This window comes from Paraburkholderia sp. J76, assembly GCF_905220295.1.
In the GTDB taxonomy this organism is placed as follows: domain Bacteria; phylum Pseudomonadota; class Gammaproteobacteria; order Burkholderiales; family Burkholderiaceae; genus Paraburkholderia.
This window is the reverse complement of sequence record NZ_CAJMZJ010000009.1, coordinates 187,394-211,395: the sequence shown is the minus strand read 5'-3', so window position 1 is coordinate 211,395 and position 24,002 is coordinate 187,394. Positions and strand designations below refer to the sequence as shown.

24 protein-coding genes and 1 tRNA gene are annotated in these 24,002 nt (G+C 64.0%); 17 read left to right on the top strand and 8 right to left on the bottom strand.

Annotated features, from left to right (window positions below; genetic code table 11):
- The first annotated feature begins 146 nt into the window (after positions 1-146).
- From U5768_RS19180 to U5768_RS19155, 6 genes are all read left to right on the top strand, one after another.
- Positions 147-1,664, top strand: a complete 1,518-nt coding sequence (locus U5768_RS19180) for an RNA polymerase factor sigma-54 (RefSeq protein ID WP_322031965.1) — start codon at positions 147-149, stop codon at positions 1,662-1,664.
- A gap of 173 nt (positions 1,665-1,837) precedes the next feature.
- Positions 1,838-2,194: a ribosome hibernation-promoting factor, HPF/YfiA family gene (gene hpf, locus U5768_RS19175; protein ID WP_028201861.1), complete on the top strand. Its 357-nt coding sequence runs from the start codon at positions 1,838-1,840 to the stop codon at positions 2,192-2,194.
- Between the two features lie 307 nt (positions 2,195-2,501).
- Positions 2,502-2,957 carry a PTS IIA-like nitrogen regulatory protein PtsN gene (gene ptsN / locus U5768_RS19170; protein ID WP_028201860.1) on the top strand — a complete coding sequence of 152 codons (456 nt, stop codon included), beginning with the start codon at positions 2,502-2,504 and terminating at the stop codon, positions 2,955-2,957.
- Positions 2,958-3,142: 185 nt separating this feature from the next.
- Positions 3,143-4,111, top strand: coding sequence for an HPr(Ser) kinase/phosphatase (hprK, locus tag U5768_RS19165; RefSeq protein WP_028201859.1), 969 nt, complete (start codon positions 3,143-3,145; stop codon positions 4,109-4,111).
- 163 nt (positions 4,112-4,274) lie between these two features.
- A complete protein-coding gene (gene rapZ, locus U5768_RS19160) occupies positions 4,275-5,168 on the top strand; it encodes an RNase adapter RapZ (RefSeq protein WP_322031964.1) in 894 nt (297 codons plus the stop codon).
- Between the two features lie 42 nt (positions 5,169-5,210).
- Positions 5,211-5,846, top strand: coding sequence for an LON peptidase substrate-binding domain-containing protein (locus U5768_RS19155; protein ID WP_322031963.1), 636 nt, complete (start codon positions 5,211-5,213; stop codon positions 5,844-5,846).
- A 29-nt stretch (positions 5,847-5,875) separates the two neighbouring features.
- On the opposite strand, the gene mutY is transcribed toward U5768_RS19155, so the two are convergent.
- A complete protein-coding gene (gene mutY, locus U5768_RS19150; RefSeq protein WP_322031962.1) occupies positions 5,876-7,009 on the bottom strand; it encodes an A/G-specific adenine glycosylase in 1,134 nt (377 codons plus the stop codon).
- Positions 7,010-7,024: 15 nt separating this feature from the next.
- Complete coding sequence (gene mutM / locus U5768_RS19145) at positions 7,025-7,855, bottom strand: bifunctional DNA-formamidopyrimidine glycosylase/DNA-(apurinic or apyrimidinic site) lyase (RefSeq protein WP_322031961.1); 831 nt, start codon at positions 7,853-7,855, stop codon at positions 7,025-7,027.
- A gap of 122 nt (positions 7,856-7,977) precedes the next feature.
- On the opposite strand from mutM, the gene U5768_RS19140 reads away from it, so the two are divergent.
- From U5768_RS19140 to hisC, 8 genes are all read left to right on the top strand, one after another.
- Entirely contained in the window at positions 7,978-9,813 is a 1,836-nt protein-coding gene (locus U5768_RS19140) for a tetratricopeptide repeat protein (RefSeq protein ID WP_322031960.1), read from the top strand.
- Positions 9,813-10,475: a lipoprotein insertase outer membrane protein LolB gene (lolB, locus tag U5768_RS19135; protein ID WP_322031959.1), complete on the top strand. Its 663-nt coding sequence runs from the start codon at positions 9,813-9,815 to the stop codon at positions 10,473-10,475. Before U5768_RS19140 ends, lolB begins: the two co-directional genes overlap by 1 nt.
- Before the next feature lie 71 nt (positions 10,476-10,546).
- Positions 10,547-11,461 (top strand): 4-(cytidine 5'-diphospho)-2-C-methyl-D-erythritol kinase, encoded by a 915-nt coding sequence (gene ispE, locus U5768_RS19130; RefSeq protein WP_322031958.1) that lies wholly within the window; start codon positions 10,547-10,549, stop codon positions 11,459-11,461.
- 50 nt (positions 11,462-11,511) lie between these two features.
- A tRNA-Gln gene (locus U5768_RS19125) sits at positions 11,512-11,588 on the top strand.
- Between the two features lie 89 nt (positions 11,589-11,677).
- Positions 11,678-12,634, top strand: a complete 957-nt coding sequence (locus tag U5768_RS19120; protein ID WP_069265235.1) for a ribose-phosphate pyrophosphokinase — start codon at positions 11,678-11,680, stop codon at positions 12,632-12,634.
- A gap of 168 nt (positions 12,635-12,802) precedes the next feature.
- On the top strand, positions 12,803-13,411 hold the full coding sequence (locus tag U5768_RS19115; protein WP_322031957.1) for a 50S ribosomal protein L25/general stress protein Ctc: 609 nt from the start codon (positions 12,803-12,805) through the stop codon (positions 13,409-13,411).
- Positions 13,412-13,570: 159 nt separating this feature from the next.
- Positions 13,571-14,173: an aminoacyl-tRNA hydrolase gene (pth, locus tag U5768_RS19110; protein ID WP_322031956.1), complete on the top strand. Its 603-nt coding sequence runs from the start codon at positions 13,571-13,573 to the stop codon at positions 14,171-14,173.
- Positions 14,174-14,188: 15 nt separating this feature from the next.
- Entirely contained in the window at positions 14,189-15,256 is a 1,068-nt protein-coding gene (hisC, locus tag U5768_RS19105) for a histidinol-phosphate transaminase (RefSeq protein ID WP_322031955.1), read from the top strand.
- A gap of 71 nt (positions 15,257-15,327) precedes the next feature.
- On the opposite strand, the gene U5768_RS19100 is transcribed toward hisC, so the two are convergent.
- From U5768_RS19100 to rsmD, 3 genes are all read right to left on the bottom strand, one after another.
- Positions 15,328-15,588, bottom strand: a complete 261-nt coding sequence (locus U5768_RS19100; protein WP_322031954.1) for a YfhL family 4Fe-4S dicluster ferredoxin — start codon at positions 15,586-15,588, stop codon at positions 15,328-15,330.
- An 80-nt stretch (positions 15,589-15,668) separates the two neighbouring features.
- A complete protein-coding gene (gene coaD, locus U5768_RS19095) occupies positions 15,669-16,172 on the bottom strand; it encodes a pantetheine-phosphate adenylyltransferase (RefSeq protein WP_322031953.1) in 504 nt (167 codons plus the stop codon).
- 108 nt (positions 16,173-16,280) lie between these two features.
- Positions 16,281-16,919, bottom strand: coding sequence for a 16S rRNA (guanine(966)-N(2))-methyltransferase RsmD (gene rsmD, locus U5768_RS19090; protein WP_322031952.1), 639 nt, complete (start codon positions 16,917-16,919; stop codon positions 16,281-16,283).
- Between the two features lie 300 nt (positions 16,920-17,219).
- Here rsmD and ftsY point away from each other — a divergent pair, with 300 nt between their 5' ends.
- Positions 17,220-18,401 (top strand): signal recognition particle-docking protein FtsY, encoded by a 1,182-nt coding sequence (gene ftsY, locus U5768_RS19085; RefSeq protein ID WP_322031951.1) that lies wholly within the window; start codon positions 17,220-17,222, stop codon positions 18,399-18,401.
- Positions 18,402-18,509: 108 nt separating this feature from the next.
- Here the strand turns inward: ftsY and maiA are convergent, their stop codons facing one another.
- Complete coding sequence (gene maiA, locus U5768_RS19080; RefSeq protein WP_322031950.1) at positions 18,510-19,157, bottom strand: maleylacetoacetate isomerase; 648 nt, start codon at positions 19,155-19,157, stop codon at positions 18,510-18,512.
- 45 nt (positions 19,158-19,202) lie between these two features.
- Positions 19,203-19,901 (bottom strand): fumarylacetoacetate hydrolase family protein, encoded by a 699-nt coding sequence (locus U5768_RS19075; RefSeq protein WP_322031949.1) that lies wholly within the window; start codon positions 19,899-19,901, stop codon positions 19,203-19,205.
- 271 nt (positions 19,902-20,172) lie between these two features.
- Between U5768_RS19075 and ybiB the strand changes: the two genes are divergently transcribed.
- Positions 20,173-21,135 (top strand): DNA-binding protein YbiB, encoded by a 963-nt coding sequence (gene ybiB / locus U5768_RS19070; protein ID WP_322031948.1) that lies wholly within the window; start codon positions 20,173-20,175, stop codon positions 21,133-21,135.
- 570 nt (positions 21,136-21,705) lie between these two features.
- Positions 21,706-23,352, top strand: coding sequence for a 2-isopropylmalate synthase (gene leuA / locus U5768_RS19065; protein WP_322031947.1), 1,647 nt, complete (start codon positions 21,706-21,708; stop codon positions 23,350-23,352).
- 129 nt (positions 23,353-23,481) lie between these two features.
- Here the strand turns inward: leuA and U5768_RS19060 are convergent, their stop codons facing one another.
- A complete protein-coding gene (locus U5768_RS19060) occupies positions 23,482-23,865 on the bottom strand; it encodes a nuclear transport factor 2 family protein (protein WP_322031946.1) in 384 nt (127 codons plus the stop codon).
- Between the last annotated feature and the right edge of the window lie 137 nt (positions 23,866-24,002).

The window sequence follows — 24,002 nt, the reverse complement described above, 5'->3', positions numbered from 1 at the left end:
GCATGGCCGGGCACGCGGCGCCCCGTTGGTCCCTCTGTTTGCGCACTAAATTCCGGGCATGCACCGGTGCGGCGCACGCTCGTGTTTGCGAATGCCTCGTGGTTTCGTCCGCGTGGCAAACTCTTTACAATGGTCCGCACACCGCCATGAAAGCCAGCCTCCAACTCCGCCTCTCGCAGCATCTTGCGCTCACCCCACAACTGCAACAGTCCATCCGGCTGCTGCAGTTGTCGACGCTCGAACTGCAGCAGGAAGTCGCGACGGCGATCTCGCAGAACCCGCTGCTCGAAAACGAGGACGACTGGATCGCGAGCCCGCTGCGCGTGGCCGCGGACGGCTCGGTCATCGCGCAGCCGCCCACCTCCTCGGGCGCGGAGCCGATGCAGGGCGCGAACAGTTCGACCACGGCGTCCAACGGGAGCGGCGAAAACAGCGAGAGCGAGCCGCGAGGCGTGGACGAGTACGACGGCCTGGGCGGCGACGCGAACGGCGACGCGAGCCAGTGGAACCTGGACGACTATGGCCGCTCCGGCAATGCCTCCGACGACGACGATCTGCCGCCGCTGCAAATCCACGAATCGACCACCACGCTGCGCGACCATCTCATGGCGCAACTGCGCGAGACGAACGCGAGCCAGCGCGACCGCGCGCTCATCACGTTCTTCATCGAATCGCTCGACGAAGACGGCTACCTCGGCGCGACATGCGAGGAAATTCTTGCCGACATTCCCGAAGAGCTCGAAGTCGACGCCGACGAATTGAACGCGGCGCTGGCGTTGCTGCACAGCTTCGATCCCGCGGGCGTGGGCGCGCGCTCGGCCTCCGAGTGCCTCAAGCTGCAACTGCTGCGCGTCAATTCGTCGCCCACGCGCACGCTCGCGCTCGAGATCGTGTCGCACTATCTGGAACTGCTCGCCGCGCGCGACTTCACACGGTTGCGCAAGCAACTGAAGACGGGCGACGACGAACTGCGCGAGGCGCATGCGCTGATCCGCTCGCTCGAACCGTTCCCGGGCGCGTCGTACGGCAAGGCCGAAGCCGATTACGTGGTGCCGGACATCATCGTGAAGAAGTCCGGCCAGAACTGGCATGCGGAACTGAACCCGGAGGTGGTGCCGAAGCTGCGCATCAACCATCTGTACGCGAACATTCTGCGCAATAACCGGGGCGACCCGGGCAGCGGTTCGCTGCGTCAGCAATTGCAGGAAGCGCGCTGGCTCATCAAGAATATCCAGCAGCGTTTCGAGACGATCCTGCGTGTCGCGCAGGCTATTGTGGAGCGTCAGAAGAACTTTTTCGTGCACGGCGAAATCGCCATGCGCCCCTTGGTTTTGAGGGAGATTGCTGATACGCTGGGCCTACACGAATCAACTGTCTCCCGTGTGACAACCGGTAAATACATGCTGACTCCATTCGGGACACTTGAATTCAAGTACTTCTTCGGATCGCATGTATCGACGGACACCGGAGGCGCCGCATCATCCACCGCCATCCGCGCCCTCATCAAGCAACTCATAGGAGCCGAGAACACCAAATCCCCTCTTTCAGACAGCCGCATCGCCGAACTGCTGGCGGAACAGGGCTTCGTGGTCGCGCGACGCACAGTCGCGAAATATCGCGAGGCGCTGAAGATTCCAGCGGTCAATCTGCGCAAGTCTCTTTAGCTTGTTCCGGCTTTTTCGGAACAGGCGTTTTCCGGCCGCTACGCCCGTTGGCGGACATGGCCGGCCGAGTTAGCCCGCCGTCGCAGGCCTTTCGGGGAGCCGCGTACAGGCAGACAGTCGACCGGCATTGCCGCACTTCACGCGTCGCGCGGCCATTAGCCTGGAGAAGCACTATGAATCTGAAGATCAGTGGACACCATCTCGAAGTAACGCCAGCGTTGCGAGAATACGTGATCACCAAACTGGACAGGGTGCTAAGACATTTCGATCAGGTAATCGATGGCAATGTGGTCCTCTCGGTCGACAACCATAAGGAAAAGGATAAGAGACAGAAGGTGGAAGTGAACCTTCATCTGAAAGGCAAGGACATCTTTGTGGAGAGCGCTAACGGCGACATGTACGCCGCCATCGATCTCGTGGTCGACAAGCTCGATCGCCAGGTCGTGCGTCACAAGGACCGCGTGCAGGGACATCAACATGAGGCGATCAAGCACCAGCCTGCGCCCATCATCGAAATCCCGCCGCAGTGATCCCGCAGTGTCCTGCGTGGCGTTGCGCGCCATGAACCGGGACTGGAGTCGATAGTTCATCCTCCGTTCCAAGAAGCGAAGCCGCCCGAACCGGGCGGCTTTTTCGTGAGCAGCGCGATGCACGGTTTCACATACGGGTTTTACATACGGGTTCTACCGCCGGTGCAACCGGGAAACGCGGGTTGCGCTTATGCGTGGCGCATCGCACCATCGGCGTGGACGCTTGTTCTATAATGGTCCAGTCGTATTACGGGGTCTAACGCGCCAACTCGCACCAACAGGTCCGGCCACGTTTTCGCCTGCCAACATGAATCGTTTAGCCAAAATACTTCCCATCGAGAACGTCGTCGTCGGTCTGTCCGTTACCAGCAAGAAACGCGTCTTCGAACAGGCTGGCCTGATCTTCGAAAACCAGAACGGCATTGCCCGCAGCACGGTCACCGACAATCTTTTCGCACGCGAGCGCCTCGGCTCCACGGGCCTCGGCGAAGGCGTCGCGATCCCGCACGGCCGCATCAAGGGCCTGAAGCAGCCGCAGGCCGCGTTCGTGCGCCTCGCCGAGCCGATCGCCTTCGAAGCGCCGGACGGTCAGCCCGTTTCGCTCCTCATCTTCCTGCTCGTGCCCGAACAGGCCACGCAGCAGCACCTTGAAATCCTGTCCGAGATCGCACAACTGTTGTCGGATCGCGAAACGCGCGAGCGTCTGCACACGGAAGAAGACCGCGAAACGTTGCATCGCCTGCTCACCCAGTGGCAACCTTGATGTAATGTGCGGCGTTTTGCGTGGTGCGGGCGCGGTTCGCGCGGCCAGCATGCGCACGCTCGACGCCTTTGCAGAGGGTGACGCGCAAAACGCGGGCAGCCGTCAAACATCCAGCTTCCAGCTTCCAGGTTAAGCGGTTTATCCAGCCAGCAGTTAAGCGAGCCATCTCGCGGAGTCACCGACTCATGGACACTTCCAGCATCAACGCTCAAAGCATCTTCGACGACAACGCCACCACGCTGAAACTGAGCTGGCTGACGGGGCACGAAGGCTGGGAACGCGGCTTTTCGACGGAAACGGTGGCGACGGCCACGGCGAGCGCGGACCTCGTCGGCCACCTGAACCTCATCCACCCGAACCGCATCCAGGTGCTCGGCGACGCCGAAATCCACTACTACCAGCGCCAGACCGACGAAGACCGCTCGCGCCATATGGCCGAGCTGATCGCACTCGAACCGCCCTTCCTCGTGGTCGCCGACGGCATGACCGCGCCGCCCGAACTGGTGCTGCGTTGCACGCGTTCGTCCACGCCGCTCTTCACCACGCCGATGTCGGCGGCCACCGTCATCGACAGCCTGCGCCTTTACATGTCGCGCATCCTCGCGCCGCGCGCGACGCTGCACGGCGTGTTCCTCGACATTCTCGGCATGGGCGTGCTGCTCACGGGCGATTCGGGTCTCGGCAAGAGCGAACTGGGTCTGGAGTTGATCAGCCGCGGCCATGGCCTCGTAGCAGACGACGCCGTGGACTTCGTGCGCCTCGGCCCCGATTTTGTCGAAGGCCGCTGCCCGCCGCTGTTGCAGAACCTGCTCGAAGTGCGCGGCCTGGGGCTGCTCGACATCAAGACGATCTTCGGTGAAACGGCCGTGCGCCGGAAGATGAAGCTCAAGCTCATCGTGCAACTGGTGCGCCGCCCGGACGGCGAATTCCAGCGTCTGCCGCTGGAAAGCCAGACCGTCGACGTGCTCGGCCTGCCGATCAGCAAGGTCACGATCCAGGTGGCCGCGGGCCGCAACCTCGCCGTGCTGGTCGAGGCGGCCGTGCGCAACACGATCCTGCAATTGCGCGGCATCGACACGCTGCGCGACTTCATGGACCGCCAGCGTCTTGCGATGCAGGACCCCGACAGCCAGTTTCCCGGCAAGCTGATCTGACGCCTGAAGACGCGCGGCCGGCGAGGCGCGGCCGGCGAGGCGCGGCCGGCCAGGCGCGCGCATCGCGCCGCGCGCCTCGAAACAGGCGCCCGCGGCCCGGAGAGCCAATACAGGCGCGCGAATCGAATGCTATGATGACCCAATCGGGTTCATCGACTCTCCCATGCGTATCATCCTGATCACCGGCATTTCGGGTTCCGGCAAGTCAGTGGCGCTCAACGCGCTCGAAGACGTCGGCTACTATTGCGTCGACAATCTGCCGCCGCGTTTTCTACCGCAACTCGCGCAATATCTCAGCGACGACGGCTACGAACGCCTCGCCGTGGCTATCGATGCGCGCTCGAGTTCCTCGTTCGAAGACATGCCGGAGATGATCCGCGACCTGGCGCTTCGCCACGACGTGCGCGTGCTGTTCCTCAACGCGAGCACGCAATCGCTCATCCAGCGCTTTTCCGAAACGCGACGCCGCCATCCGCTCTCGGGCTCCGCCGCGCACGACGCGAACGTGGGCATGCTCAAGTCGCTCGAAGAAGCCATCGAGCACGAGCGCGAACTCGTCTCGAATCTCGCCGAATTCGGCCATCAGGTCGATACGAGCAACCTGAGTTCCAACGCGCTGCGCCAGTGGGTGAAGGTGTTCGTCGAAGGCGAGCGCGGCTCGCTCATGCTCACGTTCGAATCGTTCGGCTTCAAGCGCGGCGTGCCGCTCGACGCAGACCTCGTGTTCGACGTGCGCACGCTGCCGAATCCGCATTACGACGCGCGTTTGCGGCCGCTCACCGGGCTCGACAAGCCCGTGATCGACTTTCTGAATGCGCAGCCGGCCGTCCACGAAATGATCGACGATGTCTACGCGTTCGTTGCGAAGTGGCTGCCGCATTTTCGCGCCGACAACCGCAGCTATCTCACCGTGGCGATTGGCTGCACGGGCGGACAGCATCGTTCGGTGTTCATCGCCCAGACGCTCGCCACGCGCTTTGCCGGCGAGTCGAACGTTATCGTGCGTCACCGCGACGCGCCTCTCGATGTCGGAGAGTCGTCACGGCTGATCGCCTAACCGGCTGCGCATCGCGCGGCCCTTAACCGAAAGCGTTGCGCCATGTCCTCGTCTCCTGCCGTGCTTGCCGATTTGCCGCTGTTTCCGCTGCATACGGTGCTCTTCCCTGGCGGCCTGCTGCCGCTCAAGATCTTCGAAGCGCGATACCTGGACATGGCGAGCGAATGCCTGCGCGAGCACACGCCGTTCGGCGTGTGTCTGCTGAAAAGCGGCGGCGAAGTCGCGCAGCCCGACGAGACCGCCGTGCCCGAATCCGTTGGCTGCCTCGCGCTCATCGAGCAATGCGATGTCGAAACGGTCGGCGTGCTGCACATCCAGGCGCAGGGCACGCAGCGTTTTCATCTGCTCTCGCATCGCGTGGAAGCCGACGGCCTGCTCGTGGGCATGGCCGAACTGCTCCCCGAAGACATTCCGCTGGAAGGCGGCAAACAGCTCGCGCAATTCGGTGCGTGCGCGGAAGTGCTCGAGCGCATCATCGCGACGATTCGCGAGCGCGACCCCGCGAGCCTGCCGTTTGCGGAGCCGTTCCGCTTCGACGATCCCTCGTGGGTGTCGAACCGTCTAGCCGAGGTGCTGCCGATCGCGCTGCGCGCGCGTCAGAAGCTCATGGAACTGAACGACGCGGGCGCGCGCATCGAAATCGTGCACCACTACATGCAGCAGCATCAGTTGCTTTGATGTTGCGCTGATGTCGCCTTCGCGCCGACTCAGATCAGCGGTCCACGCAATCCGTCGAGCAGCTTGCGCACCGGCGCGGGCACGCCATACGCATCGATGTTGCCGAGCGAAACCCAGGCCGTCTGCGCATCGTTTATTTCCAGCGGCCCGGCGTTGCGCTTCAGTTCGATCACGCGCGGCTCGATGTCGAGCTTGAAGTGCGTGAACGTATGCGTGAGCGGCATGAGCGCGGAACTCGACGCCGCGCGCTCCGGCGTCACGCCGAAGTCCCGCGCGCGCTCGGCGAGCGCGGGTTCGTCGGCGGCTTCGGGCAGGCTCCACAAGCCGCCCCAGATTCCCGACGGCGGGCGCTTCTCGAGCATCACCGCATCGCCGTCGAGCAGCACGAGCATCCACGTGCGCCGCGTGGGCACGGTCTTCTTCGGACGCGCGGCGGGCAGTTCGCGCTGACGTCCTGTGGTATTCGCCACGCAGTCGTGAGCGAACGGGCAACGCGCGCAGTCGGGCTTGCCGCGCCCGCACAGCGTCGCGCCCAGATCCATCAAGCCTTGCGTGTATGCGCTCACATCGGCGTTGCTTGCGTTGGGACCCGGCACGAGTGTTTCGGCGAGCGTCCACATCGCGTTCTCCACGCGCTTTTCGCCAGGGAAGCCGTCCACGCCGAACACGCGCGCGAGCACGCGCTTCACGTTGCCGTCGAGAATCGTCTCGCGCGCGCCGAACGCAAACGATGCGATCGCCGCCGCCGTCGAGCGGCCAATGCCGGGCAGTTCGGCGAGCGCCTCGAGCGTCGACGGAAACTTGCCGCCATGGGTTTGCGCAACGACCTGCGCGCAACGATGCAGATTGCGCGCGCGCGAGTAATAGCCGAGGCCGGCCCAGAGCGCCATCACGTCGTCGTCGGGCGCGGCGGCAAGCGTTTCGACCGTCGGAAAACGCTCCAGAAAACGCGCGTAGTACGGAATCACCGTCGACACCTGCGTCTGCTGCAGCATGATTTCCGAGAGCCAGATGCGATACGGGTCGCGCGTGTTCTGCCACGGCAGGTCGTGACGGCCGTGCTCACGCTGCCAGGCGATCAGGCGCGGCGCGAAACCGGTGAGCAGTGCGGCGGGATAAGCGCCAGCCGGCAGCGGCGCGGAAGTGGAGGAAGTTCGGTACATGTAGAAGCTTGGGCGTCAGCGCTGGCAGCGCGGACAGAAATAAGTGGAACGCTGGCCTTGCACGATCTGCTTGATCGGTGTGCCGCACACGCGACAAGGCTGGCCCGCGCGGTCATAAACGAAGTATTCGAGCTGGAAATAGCCGCTTTCGCCATTGCTGCCCACGAAATCGCGCAGCGTGCTGCCGCCCTTCTCGATGGCCGAGGCAAGCACGGCGCGCACGGCGTCCGCGAGGAGTTCGTAGCGCGCGAGCGAAACGCGGCCCGCAGGCGTCGTCGGTCGGATGCCCGCGCGGAACAGACTTTCCGATGCGTAGATATTCCCCACGCCCACCACGATATCGCCCGCGAGGAGCGCCTGCTTGACGGCGACCTTGCGGCCGCGCGTCTCGCGAAAGAGCAGTGCGCCGTCGAAAGCCGGCGTGAACGGCTCGATGCCGAGCGCCGCCAGCAGCGGGTGGCCGAGCACGTCGCCGGCCTCGCGCGGATGCCAAAGCACGGCGCCGAAGCGGCGCGGGTCGCGAAAGCGCAGCGTGAAATCGTCGAAAAGCCAGTCCACGTGATCGTGTTTCTCCGCGGCCGGCGGCTTGGGCAGATTGCGCAGCACGCGCAGCGTGCCGGTCATGCCCAGGTGCACGATGAACCAGCCTTCGTCCACTTCGAACAGCAGATATTTGCCGCGCCGGCCGACGGAACGGATCGTGCGCCCGCGCAGCGTACGGGCGAGCGTGGCCGGCACGGGCCATCGTAATGAGGGGTTGCGCACCTCCACACGCTCGACGCGGCGGCCCGCGACCCACGGTTCGATCCCCCTTCGGGTAACCTCGACTTCTGGCAACTCTGGCATGTCTGACGGCCTGATTCGGACGCTGGTCCGGGTTGGTCTGCAACTTGCGTAAACGTTTGTGCGCGTTGTGCGCGTATTGTAGCCAGCGCGTTACAATCGACCGAAACATTCGACGGAATTCCATGGAACTGTCTTTCGTTAAGCTGTTCGCAAAGCGTCAAGCGACGCCCCGCGTGCCTGCCGCCTTCGCGCGCCGCCTCGTTGGCGCCGCGGTTCTCGCGGCCTGGGCGCTGACCACGTCGAGCGCGTACGCGCAGGATCCGTCCCCCGACACGGACGACACTTCCGTCACCATGCCGGACGCTTTCGGCCCCGCCTCGCCCGACGAGAAGAAGGATCTGCCGGGCGTGCCACTGTCGAGCCAGATCGTGTTTCAGGTGCTCGCCGCCGAAATCGCGCTCCAGCGCGACCAGCCTGCACCCGCCTTTCAAACGTATCTCGCGCTCGCGCGCGATACTCACGACCCGCGCATGGCGCAGCGCGCGACCGAAATCGCGCTCGCGGCACAAAGCCCGTCCGACGCCCTGACTGCGGTCCAGCTCTGGCAGCAGTACGCACCCGACTCCGAGCGCGCCACGCAACTCGACGCCTCGCTGCTCGTGCTCGCCGGCAAGCCCGACGACGCCCAGCCGCTGCTCACGCGCGAACTCGCGAAGGTGCCGGCCGACAGTCGCGGCCAGGCGATCCTCTCGCTGCAGCTTCTGCTTTCGCGCGGCCCGAATCGCGTGGGCGGCCTGAATGTGCTCAAGGCGATGCTCAAGGACGACCTGAACCGTCCCGAGGCGCAGCTCGCCATTGGCCGTCAGCAACTGCTCGCCGACGACGCGCCCGGCGCGCGCAAGTCGTTCGAGCAGGCGCTCGCGCTCAAGCCCGACTACCTTCCCGCTGCCCTGATGCTCGCGCAGATGGGGCCGGAGGAGCGCGCCGAAGGCATTGCGTCGATCGAAAAGTACGTTCAGCAGAATCCGAAGTCGCGCGAAGGGCGTCTCGCGCTCGCGCAGACGTATCTCGCCTCCGACCGGCTCGACGACGCGCAAAAGCAGTTCGAAATCCTGCACAAGGACAACGCATCCGACCTGATGCCGCTGATGGCGCTCGCGCTCATCAGCGTGCAGCAGAAGAAGTTCGACGCGGCGCAGAAGTATCTGACGCAATACGCGCAGCTTGCCGAGAAGAACCCGGCCGCGGACCCCGGTCAGGCCTACATCTACCTCGCGCAACTGTCGGTCGAGCAGAAGGACGACGCTGGCGCGCAGAAGTGGCTCGACAAGATCCAGCCGAACAGCCAGCAGTACGTGCCGGCGCAGATCACGCGCGCGCAGATTCTGGACAAGGAAGGCAAGACCGACGACGCGCGCCGCCAGCTCGCCAGTATTCAGGCCGACGATCCGCGCGACCAGGCGCTGATCGCGCGCACCGACGCCGCGATCCTGTTCGATGCGAAGCGTTATCCCGAGGCCGAAGCGCGGCTCGCTAAGGCGACCGCCGACTTCCCGGACGACCCGGACCTCACCTATGACTACGCGATGGCCGCGGAAAAAAACGGCCATTTCGACGTCATGGAAGCGCAGTTGCGCAAGCTCATCAAGACGCAGCCTGACAATCCGCAGGCCTACAATGCGCTTGGCTATTCGCTCGCGGACCGCAACCAGCGCCTGCAGGAAGCGGACAAGCTGGTGGAAAAAGCCTCGGCGCTCGCACCCGACGACGCGTTCATCATGGACAGCGTGGGCTGGGTGAAATTTCGCCTGGGCGACAATGCCGACGCGATCAAGCTCTTGCGCAAGGCCTATAGTCTCCAGCCGAACGCGGAAATTGGCGCGCACCTGGGCGAAGTGCTCTGGAAAAACGGCGACCAGGACGGCGCACGCGAAGCCTGGCGCGAAGCCCGCAAGCTCGAACCCGACAACGACACGCTCCTGAAGACGCTCAAGCGCCTCCAGGTCAACGATCTCTGATGGCAGATTTTTTCACTTCGTTTCCCCCCAAGGCCCTCCGCGCTGCGCGCGCCGCCCGTTTTGCACGGCGCGCGTCGCTCGGCGCAGCGGCGGCGGCGCTCCTCGTGCTCGCGGGCTGCGCCACGCAACAGCCGCCGCGCCAGCCGTCCACGTCGAACGCTACCACCTCGCTCACCACGCAGACGAACCGCGCCTATCACGGCCGTTTCGCCGTGCAGTACGTCGACCAGAACGGCCAGCAGCGCAACGCGTACGGCAACTTCGACTGGCACGAGACCGATTCGACGGTGACGCTGCAACTGCTCAATCCGCTCGGCCAGACGCTCGCGATCGTCACGTCCGCGCCGTCGCAAGCCACGTTGGAACTGCCTAACCGCCAGCCGCTCACGGCCGACAACGTGAGCACGCTCATGCAGCAGGCGCTCGGGTTCGCGTTGCCGGTGGAAGGCTTGCGCTACTGGCTGCAGCCTTCGGTCGCGCCTACGTCGCACGCGCGCACGACGCCCGACTCGCAAAATCCGCAGCGGCTTTCGCAGATCGAACAGGACGGCTGGACCGTCGATTACGTCGCCTACGCCGACGCGCCGGGCACGGGCGTGAAGCGCGTCAATCTCTCGCGCGAAGAACCGCCGCTGCAGATCAAGCTCGTGCTCGACCAGTAAGCGGCTCCTCATCGGCAATGCGTTCTGGCTGGCACGCGGCCGCCAGAACGCAGGCATCATCCCAAAGCATCATGATCGAAACCCAGGACTCGCTGCGCGACTGCCTCGCGCCCGCGAAACTCAATCTCTTCCTGCACATTACGGGTCGCCGCGCCAACGGCTATCACGATCTGCAGACCGTGTTCCAGTTGCTCGACTGGGGCGACACCCTGCATTTCACGCGCCGCCAGGACGGCCGCATCACGCGCACCGTAGAAGTGGAAGGCGTGCCTGCCGAGCACGATCTCACCGTGCGCGCCGCGACGCTGCTCAAGGAACACACGGGCACGAGCGAGGGCGTCGAGATCGACATCGAAAAGCGTCTGCCGATGGGCGCCGGTCTCGGCGGCGGCAGCTCGGATGCGGCCACCACGCTGCTCGCGCTCAATCGCCTCTGGAAGCTGAACCTGCGGCGCGAAGAGTTGCAGGCGCTCGCACTCAAGCTGGGCGCGGACGTCCCCTTCTTTGTGTTCGGGAAAAATGCGTTCGCGGAGGGTGTTGGCGAAGCATTGGAGGCGGTACAATTGCCCCCGCGTCATTTTTTGGTCGTGACGCCGCGGGTTCATGTTCCTACCGCCGAGATTTTTTCGGAAAAGTCGTTGACAAGGGACACAGAGGCCTGCACAATAGCAGTCTTTCTTGCACAGCAACTTGCAGGTAACGAGCAGCAGCAGGGATGGCCTGAAAGCTTCGGCCATAACGACATGCAAGCGGTTGTCGCAGGAAAATACGCGGAAGTAGCGCAGGTGCTTCGATGGTTCGAGAGTGTCTCGAACAGCATCGCACCAGCGCGGATGACCGGATCGGGTGCCAGCGTTTTTGCAGCATTCGCCAGTCGGTCCGAAGCAGAATCGGCACAGGCCAGACTGCTTGCGGAACAACCGGACTGGAGAAGCGCGGTAGCCTCGAGTCTGAATACGCATCCACTCTTCGCTTTCGCGGCATAGTTTTGCGTGGTTGATCGACCTACCGGTCAGCCAGGCTCGAAGTTGAGTGTAGGGGAGTCGCCAAGTTGGTTAAGGCACCGGATTTTGATTCCGGCATGCGAGGGTTCGAGTCCTTCCTCCCCTGCCAAAAATTCCAGGCAGTTCGCTCTGTGGGTTACCCAGGGCAGTTCGCCTAAGTAGTTCCTCTCGCCCCCCCAAGTCCGCAGCAGGTGCATGATGAGCAGCCATGACGGCCTGATGGTTTTTACTGGCAACGCAAATCCCGCGCTTGCCCAGGAAGTCGTCAAGATCCTCGGTATTCCCCTCGGCAAGGCTATGGTTAGCCGCTTTTCCGACGGTGAGATCCAGGTCGAAATCCAGGAAAACGTGCGTGGCAAGGACGTCTTCGTCCTTCAGTCGACCTGCGCGCCGACCAACGACAACCTGATGGAACTGATGATCATGGTCGATGCGCTCAAGCGCGCATCCGCAGGCCGGATCACCGCAGCTATCCCCTACTTCGGCTATGCCCGTCAAGACCGCCGCCCCCGCTCGGCGCGCGTCGCCATCTCGGCGAAGGTCGTGGCGAACATGCTGGAAATCGCGGGCGTCGAGCGGATCATCACGATGGATCTGCACGCCGACCAGATTCAGGGCTTCTTCGATATTCCCGTCGACAACATCTACGCAACGCCCGTGCTGCTCGGCGATCTGCGCAAGCAGAATCACGAGAACCTGCTGGTCGTTTCGCCGGACGTCGGCGGCGTGGTGCGCGCCCGTGCGCTCGCCAAGCAACTGAATTGCGATCTCGCGATCATCGACAAGCGTCGTCCGAAGGCGAACGTCGCCGAAGTGATGAACATCATCGGTGAAGTCGAAGGCCGCACCTGCGTGATCATGGACGACATGGTCGACACCGCCGGCACGCTCTGCAAGGCAGCGCAGGTGCTGAAGGAACGCGGCGCGAAGAAGGTGTTCGCTTACGCCACGCACCCGGTTCTCTCGGGTGGCGCAGGCGAGCGTATCGCCGCTTCGGCTCTCGACGAACTGGTCGTGACTGACACGATTCCGCTGGGCGCCGAAGCGCGTTCGTGCGCGAAGATCCGTTCGCTCACGAGCGCCGGGCTTCTGGCCGAAACGTTCTCGCGCATCCGTCGCGGCGACTCGGTGATGTCGCTCTTCGCGGAAAGCTAAAAAGAATTGACGCGCAAGGCGCGGTGTTCGCGAGAACGCCGCGCTTTTGCACGTAATCGGCGCGAGCGGACGAAGGTTCGCGCTGCATCGCTGGGGGCCCAAAGGCAGCCGTTCTGCTGAAAGGCCCCGTTTTACTGCCTGGTCGCGGGCAGTGCATTGGAGAATCAAATGAAAGTCATCGCTTTCGAGCGTAACCTGCAAGGTACGGGTGCGAGCCGCCGCCTGCGCATTGCTGGCAAGACCCCTGGCATCGTGTACGGTGTCGGCGCCGAGCCGCAACTGATCGAAGTCGATCACAACGCGCTGTGGCACGCCCTCAAGAAGGAAGCCTTCCACTCGTCGATCCTCGACCTCGAAGTGGCCGGCAAGTCGCAGCAAGTGCTGCTGCGCGACGTGCAATACCACCCGTTCCGTCAGCTCGTGCTGCACGTGGACTTCCAGCGCGTGGATCCGAGCAAGAAGATCCACACGAAGGTGCCGCTGCACTTCCTGAACCAGGAAACCAACCCGGCTGTGAAGACGGGTGGCGCGATCATCTCGCACGTTCTGGCTGAAATCGAAGTTCAGTGCCTGCCGGGCCAACTGCCGGAATTCCTCGAAGTCGATCTCGCCAAGATCGAAGCTGGCCAGTCGCTGCACGCCAAGGACATCACGCTGCCCGCCGGTGTGACGCTCGTCCAGCACGTGGAAGCAGAAAACCCGGTCGTCGCGTCGGCACCCGTGCCGGCTGGCGCCCAGGCGGCTGCTGAAGGCGAAGAAGCGCCGGCTGCTGAGTAAGCGCAGCGGCTTGAACGAGCCGATCCTCTCGATCCGTTTCCCTGAAACGGACGACGTGACCCGCCGAGGTTCTCCCCGGCGGGTTTTTTTTCGCACTTTCCCGGACTCTTCCGTACACTTGCGGGTCAGTTCAATGATTTACGCAGGCGGAACACCACAATGATCAGGTTGATCGTCGGGCTCGGCAATCCGGGCGCCGAATACACGGCGACGCGCCACAACGCGGGCTTCTGGCTCGTGGACCAGCTCGCGCGCGAAGCCGGCACGACGCTGCGCGACGAGCGGCGCTTCCATGGCCACTATGCGAAGGCGCGCCTTTACGGCGAGGAAGTGCATCTGCTCGAGCCGCAAACTTATATGAACCGCTCGGGGCAATCGGTCGTCGCGCTCGCGGCCTTCTTCAAGATCCTGCCCGATGAAATCCTCGTCGCGCACGACGAACTCGACCTGCCGCCCGGCACCGTCAAGCTCAAGCTCGGCGGCGGCAGCGGCGGCCATAACGGGCTGAAGGACATTTCCGCGCATCTGTCGACGCAACAGTACTGGCGTTTGCGCATCGGCATCGGGCATCCGCGCGACCTGATTCCCGAAGGCGCCCGCGCCGGCGCCAGGCCCGATGTCGCGAACTTCGTCCTCAAGCCGCCGCGCCGCGAGGAGCAGGATGTCATCGATCAGTCGATCGAGCGCGCGCTCGCCGTCATGCCGACGTTCGTGAAGGGCGAGGCCGAACGCGCGGTGATGCAGCTGCATCGCAATGGTTGAAACAAGGAGAGCGTCTTGAGTCGTTACTGGAGTGACATCGTCAACCGGCTCGTGCCCTACGTGCCGGGCGAACAGCCCGCGCTCGCGAAGCCGGTGAAGCTCAACACCAACGAGAATCCCTATGCGCCCTCGCCGCGCGTGCTCGAGGCGATCCGCCACGAGCTTGGCGAGATGGGCGAGTCGCTGCGCCGCTACCCGGACCCCGTCGCGAAGCGCCTGCGCGCCGCCGTGGCCGCGCATCACGGCATTGGCGCGGAACAGGTGTTCGTCGGCAACGGCTCGGACGAGGTGCTGGCGCACGCATTCCAGGCGCTCCTGAAGCACGACAAGCCGATCCTCTTTCCGGACATCACTTACAGCTTCTACCCGACCTATGCGCGGCTCTACGAGGTCGAGTACCGCACGGTGCCGCTCACCGGGCAGTTCACAATTCATGTCGACGATTATCTGCAGCCTAATGGCGGCGTAATCTTCCCGAATCCGAATGCGCCCACGGGTCATGCGCTGCCGCTCGCGGAAATCGAGCGGGTGGTGGCGGCGAACGCCGAATCGGTGGTGGTGATCGACGAAGCGTATGTGGATTTCGGCGCTGAATCGGCAGTCGCTTTGATCGACCGCTATCCGAATCTGCTGGTCGTGCACACGACTTCGAAGTCGCGTTCGCTCGCGGGCATGCGCGTGGGGTTCGCGTTCGGCCACGCCGATCTCATCGACGCGCTCAATCGTATAAAGGACAGCTTCAACTCCTACCCGCTCGACCGCCTCGCTCAAGCCGCGGCGACGGCCGCTTATGAAGATGCCGAATGGCTCAAGACGACAAGCTCGCGCGTGATCGCGAGCCGCGAACGTCTGACGGCCGCGCTCGCTGCCCTGGGCTTCGAAGTGGTGCCTTCGGCGGCAAATTTCGTGTTCGCGAAGCATCCTGCGCACGATGCGGCGGCAATTGCCGCCAAACTACGCGAACAAGAGATCTTCGTGCGCCATTTCAACGCGGCGCGCGTGAATCAGCATCTGCGTATCTCGATCGGCACCGATGCTGAGTGCGACATGCTCGTCGAAGCATTAAAGGTGATCGTTGCGTAAGAAGACGGCAAGATGAAACAGAAAACGCGCCAGTTGGCGCGTTTTTTTGTTTCCGAGGGACACAGCGGGATTCAGGCGTTATTCTTTGCCGCCGTCAGCGCGTGGTACTTCTGCATCAATTGCTCGGGCGATTCGACGTGCTCCGGATTCTTGGGGATGCACTCCACCGGACACACCTGAATGCATTGCGGCTCATCGAAATGGCCGACACACTCCGTGCACTTGCCCGGGTCGATCACGTAGATTTCCGGGCCCATCGAGATCGCGTCGTTCGGGCATTCGGGCTCGCACACGTCGCAATTGATGCACTCGTCGGTAATCATCAGGGCCATGCTTATCTCACTTCCTGCCGACGCCAGGGCCGGCTCATACGTTGCTTAGCCCCATAGTTTACGCTGCTTTCGCGAAGCGTTCACACGTTCGTAACGGGCCCGCCCATCGAGGCGACCTTGTCCTGCAAGCGTTTCTCCACGGACGGAAACACGAACTTGCTGACATCTCCGCCCAATTGTGCGATTTCACGCACGATCGTGCCTGAAATGAACTGATATTGATCCGAGGGCGTCATGAACATGGTCTCGACGTCGGGCAGCAAATAGCGGTTCATCCCCGCCATCTGAAATTCATACTCGAAGTCCGACACCGCGCGCAGGCCGCGCACGATCACGCGCGCGTTGTTGGTGCGCACGAAGTCCTTCAGGAGCCCCTTGAAACTCATGACCTGGACGTTCGGGTAATGGCCGAGCACCTCGTGGGCAATCTCGAGCCGCTCGTTGAGCGAGAAGAAAGGCTTCTTGTTGCGGCTGTCCGCAACGCCGACTACCAGCGTGTCGAAAATGCTCGACGCGCGCCGCACGAGATCTTCGTGGCCGCGCGTGAGCGGGTCGAAGGTGCCGGGGTACACGGCGACTACCATGAGGCTTCTCCTCTCAACAGAAATGGGGTGCAATGCAAAGCCGTGGCGACGCATGCACACTTGCGTACGTGACGGCCAGGCCGTCCGCCGCTTCTTATCGAACGCGCATTATTCCTCATTTTCGCGCTGCAGCAAATGATAGTGAACCGCACCCGCCTTGCCCTCGCGCGCCACGCTCCAGCCCGCCAGCGCGGGGCGCTCGGCCGGAGCGATCGGCTCGCCTGACTCCACGTACAGCCAACCCTCCTGGGCGACGAGCGGCGCGGCCAGTTCGATCGACCGCGCGAGCAGCGCGGTATCGCCAAACGGCGGATCGAGGAACACCACGTCGAAGGAGCCGGGCGCGAGATTGGCGGCGAGGCGCAGGGCGTCGGCTTCCGCGACTTCGATCATGCGCGCGCCAAGGCGCGCCTGGTTCGCCCGTAGCTGCGCGGCGGCGCGCGCGCTGCGCTCGACCATCACCACGCGCGCGGCGCCGCGCGAAGCCGCTTCGAAGCCCAGCCCGCCGCTACCCGCGAAAAGATCAAGGCAGCGCAGGCCGTCGAGGCGCTGGCCGAGCCAGTTGAAGAGCGTTTCGCGTACGCGATCGGGCGTCGGGCGCAGCCCGTCGAGATCGAGCACCGGCAGCGGCGTGCGCTTCCAGTCGCCGCCGATGATGCGGACCGTGTGCGCGCCGCCGCCACGTGAGCGCGGATCGGACTGCTGGGAGCGAGCACCTTGGCCGCGTGAGGATGAGGAACGGGTCATGCGTGAAATGGTACGGCTGCGTGCATTTGACCGCCGGGACACACCTGCCGGCGGAACTCGATTTCGGGGTTCGGGCGCGACGCGTTCGCATCGCACCCTCCAATGCGCGCACGTTACCACAGGGTCGCGCGGGCGCCGCGTGGGCCTTGCAACGACCACAAGACGGACCCCGCGAAGACCCCGCAGCGACTCCAGCTAATGTGCCTGATAAAATGCCATGTTTTCCGCGCGTTACGTCTTCCCATGCCGTCGCTGACCGCCCCTCGGTCCGACCCGTAGCGCGCCAGACCATCCCAGACCATGTTCAGTTTCTTCAAACGATTCCGCGGCTCGAAGGACGCCGAGAACGCGCAGGACGACGTCACGCTCGACGCGCAGGACGAAGCCGTCGAAGCGCCCGCCGGCACCGCGCGCGAGACGCAACCTGCGCCGCCTTTGCCTTCGGTTCCCCCGGCTGTGAGCGCGCCGCCCGCGGCCGCGCCGGTCAACCCGATCGCGCCGCCGCAAGCCCCGATTGACGCCATCGACGACGAGCCGGAAACCGTCGAAATCGTCCCGCCGCCCGCGCTTGAGCCCGCAGCCAGACAATCCTGGCTCACGCGCCTGAGGTCGGGGCTTTCGAAAACGGGTTCGAATATCCAGAGCATCTTCGTCAACGCGAAGATCGACGACGATCTTTACGAAGAACTCGAAACCGCTCTGCTGATGTCCGACGCGGGCGTCGATGCCACCGAATACCTGCTCGAAACGCTGCGCCAGAAAGTGCGGACCGAGCGCCTGACCGAGGCGCAACAGGTGAAGACCGCCCTGCGCGAACTGCTCATCGGCCTGCTCAAGCCGCTCGAAAAGTCGCTCATGCTGGGTCGGGCCCAGCCGCTCGTGATGATGATCGCGGGCGTGAACGGCGCGGGCAAGACTACGAGCATCGGCAAGCTCGCCAAGCATCTGCAGAGCTTCGACCAGAGCGTGCTGCTCGCTGCGGGCGACACGTTCCGCGCCGCCGCGCGCGAACAGCTCGCGATCTGGGGCCAACGCAACAACGTGACGGTCGTGCAGCAGGAAAGCGGCGATCCGGCCGCCGTGATTTTCGACGCCGTGAGCGCCGCACGCGCACGCCGCATCGACGTCGTGATGGCCGACACGGCAGGCCGCCTGCCCACGCAATTGCACCTGATGGACGAGCTGAAGAAGGTCAAGCGCGTGATCGGCAAGGCGTTCGACGGTGCGCCGCACGAAGTGCTGCTCGTGATCGACGCGAACACAGGCCAGAACGCGCTCGCGCAGGTCAAGGCGTTCGACGACGCGCTCGGTCTCACGGGCTTGATCGTCACGAAGCTCGACGGCACGGCGAAAGGCGGCATTCTGGCCGCCATCGCGCGGCAACGTCCGATTCCCGTGTACTTCATCGGCGTGGGCGAAAAGGTCGAAGACCTTCAACCCTTCGTCGCCGAAGAATTCGCCGACGCGCTGCTTGGCGGCTGAAACCGTGCAGTTATGCCGTAATTGCGCCGGTTTAGATGCACGAAGGGCGTCGTTCTCTCGAACGACGCCCTTTTTTATGGTTGCAGCCGAAGCAAGCCGCTCAGGCGCTCATTCCGAATCCGGCTGCGCGCCAGGCGCCGCGCGTGCGAACGCGTCCAGCGTGAGCGCATAGTCGTTGATGCGCTGGATGGTCGGGTAACGCGTGGTGTCGATCTTGAACCGGTTCGCGTTGTAGACCTGCGGCACGATGCAAAGATCGGCGAGGGTCGGCGTATCGCCGAAAGCGAGCTTGCCGGTGCGCGAATCGCCGGCGAGCCGCTGTTCAAGCGTCTCGAAACCCGTCTCGATCCAGTGCTGATACCAGGCGTCCTTCGTCGCGTCGTCCACGCCCACGGTGTGCTTGAGGTATTTCAGCACGCGCAGGTTGTCCAACGGATGAATCTCGCACGCCACCTGCAGCGCGAGCGAGCGCACGTGCGCGCGATCGGCGGGCGACTTCGGCAGCAGCGGCGGCTCGGGATGCGTCTCCTCCAGATACTCGATGATCGCGAGCGATTGCTGAAGCGTGTGCCCTTCGTCGTCGACGAACGCGGGCACGATCGCGTCGGGATTAACCTGACGGTAGGCGGGTTTGAGCTGCTCGCCGCCATCGCGCACGAGGTGGACCGGCGCGTACTCGTACGGTACGTTCTTCAGGTTCAGCGCAATACGTACCCGATACGACGCCGAACTGCGGAAATAGCTGTAAAGCTTCATGCTCCTCTCTTGCTCCTCTTGTATCGCGGATCGCGGCAATACAGCTCAGACGACTCGCACGGCGAATTCGCCGATCCCGGCCACGCCGCCCGTCATCACATCACCCTTCACGACAGCGCCAACGCCTTCGGGCGTGCCCGTATAGATCAGATCGCCGGCCTTCAATTCGAAAAGTGAGGAAAGGAACGCGATCGTGTCAGCAACCGGCCAGATCATCTGCGAGATGTCCGAACGCTGCTTCTCTTCGCCGTTGACCGCGAGCCAGATTTCGCCTTTCGCGAGCTGACCGATCTTCGAAACCGGATGAATCGGGCCGATAGGCGCGGAGTGGTCGAAGCCCTTGGCCGTATCCCACGGACGGCCGAGCTTCTTCGCCTCGCCCTGCAAGTCGCGGCGCGTCATATCGAGGCCGAGCGCGTAGCCGTAGACGTGGTCCAGCGCGCTCGCCACGGGAATATCCTTGCCGCCCTTGCCGATCGCGGCCACCAGTTCCATCTCGAAGTGCACGTTCTTCGATTGCGCCGGATAGGGAAACTCGGCAGTGGAGCCGGGCGCGACGTAGAGCACGGCGTCGGCGGGTTTGGAGAAGAAGAACGGCGGCTCGCGATTCGGATCGTGGCCCATTTCGCGCGCATGCGCCTCGTAATTGCGGCCAACGCAGTAGATGCGCCGCACGGGAAAACGCGAATCGCTGCCGGCCACCGGCACCGAGGCGAGCGCCGCCGGTTCGAATACGTACGTCATGGAGTTCTCCGTCTGGGTGATGGGGCGTGCGCGAGGCACGCGGGCCTGTAGGTCTTCGGGCTTTTGAGGCGTGCAGGCGCGGCTCGCGCGCCAGAATAATCGCGAGTGTAACGCGCGACGGTGAACGTGCGCGGCTCAGTCTGCAAGCGCCGGCGAGACGAGGCCGCAGGCGTCGCCGGCGAAGCACTCCATGCTCGTGCGATACTTGCCGCATCCCGATTTCCCTACGACTGCGGCCCGCCAGACGCCGCCGAACGAACCGCGCTCGCCCATGACCACCGCCGACTCCACCGACACCTTCCCGTGCGCCCGCTTCATCAAGGAGATCGGCCGCGGTCCGCACGGCGCTCGATCGCTCTCGTCCGAAGACACGCATGACCTCTACGCCGCAATGCTCGACGGCCGCGTGCCCGAGCTGGAACTCGGCGCCGTCCTGCTCGCGTACCGCCTGAAGGGCGAAACCGCTGACGAGCTTGCCGCCATGCTGCGTGCCGCGCACGCTTCATTCGCGCCGCTTGCGGTGCCGCGAGGCGACTATCGGCCCGTATCGATTCCGAGCTACAACGGCGCGCGCAAGCAGCCGAATCTCGTTCCGCTGCTCGCCCTGCTGCTCGCGCGCGAAGGCGTGCCGACCCTCGTGCACGGCGTCACCACCGATTCGGGCCGCGTAACGAGCGCGGAAATCTTCGCCGTGCTGAAACGGCCCCAAGCACGCGATCATGCCGAGATCGAGAGGCAACTGGCGTCGAGCGGCGTGGCGTTTTCTTCCATCGAAACGCTCGCTCCGAAACTCGCGCGTCTGCTCGCGCTGCGCCGGCGCATGGGCGTGCGCAACTCCACGCATACGCTCGTCAAACTGCTGCAACCGTTCGGCCAGCCGGGCCTTCGGCTCGTGAACTACACGCATCCGCCCTACCGGGAAAGTTTGAGCGCGCTCTTTGCGGCGCATCCGGAAGCCGCTGTGGGCGGCGCGCTGCTCGCGCGTGGCACCGAAGGCGAGGCTGTCGCGGACACGCGGCGCCAGGTTCAGGTGGACTGGCTGCACGACGGCGTTTGCGAAACGCTCGTCGAACCGGAGCGTTCGTCGCCGAATGCGCCCGAAATCGATCTTCCCGAAGGCCGCGACGCGCCTACCACGGCTGCATGGATCGAAGCCGTACTACGCGGGGATGCCCCTGTGCCCGAGGCCATCGCGCGCCAGATCGAGACGATCAAGCGGATTGCGAAGCACTGAACGCCGCTGAACGCCCTGGAGGGCTCCGTTCGCGGAAATAAGCCCCAGGCTTCGGCGCGCATCGGCAGCCATCTTCGGGCATCCTCCCGCGGCCAAATTAGCAGTTCGTTGTTGACACACGCATTCACCCTGATTTACATTGGACGAATGCGTTCCTATCCGAACACCCTCCGCATTGCCTTCGGCCTACTATCGGCCCTATCGCTACGCCTAGCCTAAAGCTGGTGTAGCGCCGCAACGACCACCTCCACCGGTCACCGCGGTCCTCCCAAAGCAGTTCTCGTAGTACCCCAAATCAGTACCCCAAATCCGCTGTATCTCTACAACCTGTCGTCTGCATTCGTCCGCCTACCGTCCGGACGAGTCGCGAGGTCAAAATGCACGTTGCATGGGCATCGTTCACGTCCGCTTTCGCCGCGCCGGCTACCGCCGTCACCGTGGCCGTCTTCTTCGCGTTCGAGGTTGCCGCCCGTACGCGTGAAGTTTCGCGCATCGTGCTCCGTCGCCAGCCCGCCAGCCGCCCGCTGCCGACCGCCATCGCAAACGACACCATGAAGAACGAGGCTCGTCATGTTGCGTAATCCCGCCGAGAAATACCGCCCCTTCCCCGCCATCCGTTTGAACGGCCGCAAATGGCCCACTCGCGCGGTCGAACGCGCGCCGATCTGGATGAGCACCGACTTGCGCGACGGCAACCAGTCGCTGATCGAGCCGATGAGCATCGACCAGAAGACGGAATTCTTCGAGATGCTCGTGGCCATCGGCTTCAAGGAAATCGAAGTCGGCTTTCCGTCCGCTTCGCAGACCGACTTCGATTTCGTGCGCAAGCTGATCGACGAAAAGCGCATTCCCAAGGACGTGACGATCGAGGTGCTCGTGCAATCGCGCGAAGAACTGATCGAGCGCACCTTCGAGGCGCTCGAAGGCGTGCCGCGCGCCATCGTCCACCTCTACAACGCGATCTGCCCGTCGTTCCGCAAGATCGTGTTCGGCCAGTCGAAGGAAGAAGTGAAGGCGCTGGCGGTTGAGGGCACGCGCATCATCCGCGAACACGCCGATAAAAATCCGCAAACGCACTGGATCTACCAATATTCGCCCGAAACGTTCAGCATGACCGAACTGACCTTCGCGCGCGAAGTGTGCGATGCCGTAGCGCAGACGTGGCGCCCGACGCGCGATCACAAGATGATCGTGAATCTCCCGGCGACCGTCGAAGCCGCGATGCCCAACGTCTACGCCGACCAGATCGAGTGGATGGACCGCAACCTCGCGTACCGCGACAGCATCGTGCTTTCGGTGCATCCGCATAACGACCGCGGCACGGCCGTGGCCGCCGCCGAAATGGCGCTGCTCGCGGGCGCGGACCGTATCGAAGGCTGCCTGTTCGGCAATGGCGAGCGCACCGGCAACGTCGATCTCGTCACGCTCGCAATGAATCTCTACACCCAGGGCATCGACCCCGGCCTCGACTTTTCGGACATCGACGCCGTGCGCCGCGTGGTCGAGCGCTGCAACCACTTGCCGGTTCACCCGCGCCATCCGTACGCGGGCGACCTCGTGTTCACGGCGTTCTCGGGCTCGCACCAGGACGCAATCCGTAAAGGCTTCGCGCAGCAACGGCCCGACGCCGTCTGGGAAGTGCCCTATCTCCCGATCGATCCTGCCGACATGGGCCGCAGCTATGACGCGGTGATCCGCGTGAACAGCCAGTCGGGCAAAGGCGGCGCGACGTATCTGCTGGAACGCGGCATGGGCTTCACGCCGCCGCGCCGCGTGCAGATCGAATTCAGCCACGCCGTGCAGACCGTCGCCGATACGTCGGGCGAGGAAATTACGGGCGAAGCGGTCTGCGCGCTCTTTGCGCGCGAGTATTTCGAAACGCGCGGACCCGCCGCCCATGCGGGCTCAGGCCGTGTGCGCTGGGAAGGCCGCGACGTGGCCATGCCGGTTGCCGCGAACGTCGATGAAGCGCATGCGCAAGCCGTGGCCGCCGCATTCGCGGCAGTGGCGGGCGACCGCATCGAAATCACCTCGTTCGAGAGCGAGCGCACGGCGCAGGGTGGTACGGCCGTATTCGTCGGTGCGCGTGTGGGCGGACAGCCGCTGCGCCACGGTGTTGGCGTAGGCGAAGACGCGGCCCACGCGTGCGTGGCGGCGGTGGTCAGCGCCGTGAATCGCGCGGCCTGGACGCAAGTGGATCAACGCGTCGCGGCCTGACACCATCCGCAAGCAGTTTCAATTTCAGCAGGGAAATCGGCGGCATCGTTGAGCGCCGGCGGCAAAACGGGCCGCCAGCGTGCGCCTGAAACGCCTAAGCGGCGTTTCAGCGAGTGGACTTACCGGTCGTCACTCGATCGCGCAACGCGTCGCCTGCCATGCGAGCAGGCGCCAATGTCCGCCCTCCTGCGTCTGGATCGCCGTGTAGGCAATAGGAAAGAGCAGCGCGCCGTTGTTCGCTTCCATCTCGATCAGCACGCGGCCGGAAACCACACAGGCCTCGTTGCCCGCGTGCAGCACGTCTTGCGACTGAATCTCGATCTGGCGGTAACGGCGGCGCCCCGCCGTGATCGCGTCGATGAATTGCTGCTTCGTCTCGCGCTTGCCATTGGTGTGGACGAAGGTCGCGTGCTCGGACAGCAACTGGTCCAGCGAGGTCCCGTCGCCGTCAACCATCGCGCGAAAGCGCTCGCGCTCCAGCCCGCGAATCGCATCGATCAGTTTTGCCGCCATCGCTCGAGCCCCTTGCGCGCGGGGCCGCGCCTGAACGCAGCCCCACGCCGAAGATTTTCTGCCAATGTCTGGCTGAAATTTATACCAGGTTTCGGCGCAAGGATACTTGCGATCAAAGACAACGCCCCTATATAGGT